The following is a 2992-nucleotide window of genomic DNA, read 5'->3' as shown; positions in this document are numbered from 1 at the left end:
GCCGCCCCTCTGTATAAAATCAGTGTCTTTTCGGACGTCAACCCAAATCAAAAATATGAAATGCCCATTGGTTGAAGGGGCGCGTCGGAAGAAAACCAGCCGCAGGATTGCCTGTAAGAAAGGGATGGAGCGAAGTAAAACTTCGCTCCATCCCTTTTATTCTTGGGGTAATGTTGCAGTATGTTTACCGTCCAAAGCAACCCGAAAACATAAGGGGATACAGTTTGCCCGGTTTTTCTTATAACTTATTAGATAGCCTTTGTTTAGGAGATGTAAAGCCGCATTAAAACTAACCGAACCAATGTTGTGATGATTTAATGTAACGCATCTTACAAACATCTAAGGTGCATTATGCTATCTTGATATGAAATAATAGAAAGAAATTGATTGGAGAGTGGCGCTGATGAAATTTAAAATTAAATGGATTCTCCTTGCCCTGGTTGGAATTGTGCTAGTTATTGGCTTGGTTCTATTTATGAATTATCAGAATGCAAAATCGAATGGTAGTGAGCCAGTTTCGTATAATCATGAACAAACAGCCATTTTTGCAGGTGGATGTTTCTGGTGTATGGAGCCTCCTTTTGAAAAATTAATAGGTGTTGAATCTGTTGTTTCTGGATATACAGGTGGTGAGGAAGTAAATCCTGCCTATAATGACGTAGCATCAGGAAACACAGACCATTTAGAATCAGTAATAATTACATTTGATCCAAACATTATTTCATATGAACAATTACTTGATGTTTTTTGGCGTCAAGTAGACCCAACAGATGCTGATGGTCAGTTTGTCGATCGTGGGAAACAATATGCCACAGCTATATTTTATACAAATGAAGAACAACAAGAAATAGCGGAAGCATCCAAGCAAAAAATACAAGATAGTGATATTTTTGACGGGGAAATTGTTACACCTATTCGAGAAGCTATGACATTTTACGAAGCGGAAGAATATCATCAAGATTATTATTTAAAAAACGAGAGCCGCTATGAATACTATCGTGGGAACTCAGGTCGCAATCAATTCATAGAAGAAACTTGGGAAAATCAACCTACTCTTGATATACAATCATATAAAAAATACAGTGAACAAGAGTTGCGAGATATGTTGACGGACATTCAATTTGAAGTGACACAGAATGAAGGAACAGAACCGCCATTTGACAATGAGTACGATAAAAACTATGAAGATGGTATTTATGTCGACATCATTTCTGGTGAACCTTTATTTAGTTCACTCGATAAATTTGATTCTAAAACCGGTTGGCCTAGCTTTACACAACCATTAGAACCAGCAAACGTGATTGAGATTGAAGACAGTACGCTCGGAATGAAGCGGACGGAAGTAAGAAGTCGACATGGTAATTCGCACTTAGGTCATCTGTTTGATGATGGACCAGAGCCAACGGGATTACGGTATTGTCTGAATTCCGCCTCATTGAAATTTATTCCTAAAGCCGAACTTGAAGAAAATGGATACGGCGAATATGTAAGTTTATTTAATGAAACAGCTAATAATTGAAAGTTGGGATTGTCTTGAAAAAAAATATAGGATTATCCCTACTACTTCTATTCCTAGTTGGATGTGGAAATGAAAGGGAGCCTGTTCAATTTTACATGTGGGGAGGCGATGAAAATATTAATATGTATATTGATCAAACCGTCGCTCCCTATGTATTAAAACAATACGATATTGAATTAAAGCGGGTTGCTATGGAAACGAATGATTTTATTAGTAAACTACAAAATGAAAAATCAGTTGATCGAAAAGAAGGGTCAATTGATCTAATTTGGATAAATGGGGCTGCTTTTAAACAAGGAAAAGATAATGAGTTGCTCTCAGGAGATTTATTAACTGAATTTGAAAATACACAACGTTTCGAACAAGTTTTGTTAGAAACTGATAGCGGAGAGCCGATAGAAGGGTTAGAGGTCCCATGGGGGAAAACCTCATTTGCAATCCAAGTAAATACAGACCGTGTTGCGAAACCGCCATTAACTATTGATGATATGACGTTGTGGATTAAAAATAATCCAGAGAGGTTCACATATCCAGATGCTACAGACTTTACAGGAAATGCCTTTATCCGCCAATTAATTTATGTGTTAAACCCAAATCAAATAAATGGTGACCCTACCATTGAGCAACGACAAAAAGCCTATGAGTACTTACGTGATATCAAACCCTATTTGTGGCGTCAAGGATTAGATTATCCTAAAAATCTACAACAGTTAGATCAAATGTATAGCAGTAATGATGTGGATTTCACGATGGGCTTCAATGAGAGACGTGCGCTCCCATTTATTGAAAATGGAACGTTTAATAAATTAACGCGAACGTTCGCGTTAAATGAGGAAGCTGTAACAAATGCGCATTATTTATCCATCCCTTTTAATTCTCCAAATAAAGATGAGGCTCTGCAAGTCATTGAAGCACTGACTAGTTTCCCTATGCAAGCTGAGAAACTTAAAAGTGATGTATGGGGAGATGGGTCTGTATTAGCATTTGATCAATTAACGATGGAGCAACAAGAGCAACTGCAATCTAACGAGTCAATAGGAGATCACTATTTAAATACGTGGGCAAACCAAAGTGATTTTTCAGCTGAGATAATCCAATTGATTGAAAAAGAGTGGAGAGACTATGTCGTACGTCCATAAAATAGGAAGTTTAATTATCATTGTTATCGGGTCTGTTAGTTTACTTACAGCAGCTCTTTTAGTCGTTGATATTGTACGCTTATTAGATATCGTTCATCCAAACCCAACTTGGAAAGACTATTTAGAACCACTTAATCGATTGTTGTGGTCATTCGTACTCACTGTGATAGCGACTATCCTGAGTATCGCTTCAGGAGTATGGATTGTGCGTGGATTTTATTTGAATAACTCCTTGAGGAAAGCAATTGATCGATTATCAATCGCTTTTTACTTCCCACATTTCATCGTGGCTGTATATGTTTTAGCTTTAGCCCAAGCGTGTTGATTATGAATA

3 protein-coding genes are annotated in these 2992 nt (G+C 37.3%); all 3 read left to right on the top strand.

What is annotated here, in order from left to right:
- Positions 1-403 precede the first annotated feature (403 nt).
- Genes msrB through B371_RS0100835 form a run of 3 tightly spaced genes read left to right on the top strand, consistent with a single transcriptional unit; the run spans position 404 to position 2983 of the window.
- On the top strand, positions 404-1519 hold the full coding sequence (msrB, locus tag B371_RS0100845; protein ID WP_019412454.1) for a peptide-methionine (R)-S-oxide reductase MsrB: 1116 nt from the start codon (positions 404-406) through the stop codon (positions 1517-1519).
- Positions 1520-1533: 14 nt separating this feature from the next.
- On the top strand, positions 1534-2658 hold the full coding sequence (locus B371_RS0100840) for an ABC transporter substrate-binding protein (protein WP_237721486.1): 1125 nt from the start codon (positions 1534-1536) through the stop codon (positions 2656-2658).
- Positions 2642-2983, top strand: a complete 342-nt coding sequence (locus B371_RS0100835) for a hypothetical protein (protein WP_019412452.1) — start codon at positions 2642-2644, stop codon at positions 2981-2983. The genes B371_RS0100840 and B371_RS0100835 overlap by 17 nt, the downstream gene beginning before the upstream one ends.
- Positions 2984-2992 lie beyond the last annotated feature (9 nt).

This window comes from Paenisporosarcina sp. TG20, from assembly GCF_000286315.1.
Taxonomy (GTDB): domain Bacteria; phylum Bacillota; class Bacilli; order Bacillales_A; family Planococcaceae; genus Paenisporosarcina.
This window is presented reverse-complemented; position numbering and strand designations above follow the sequence as displayed.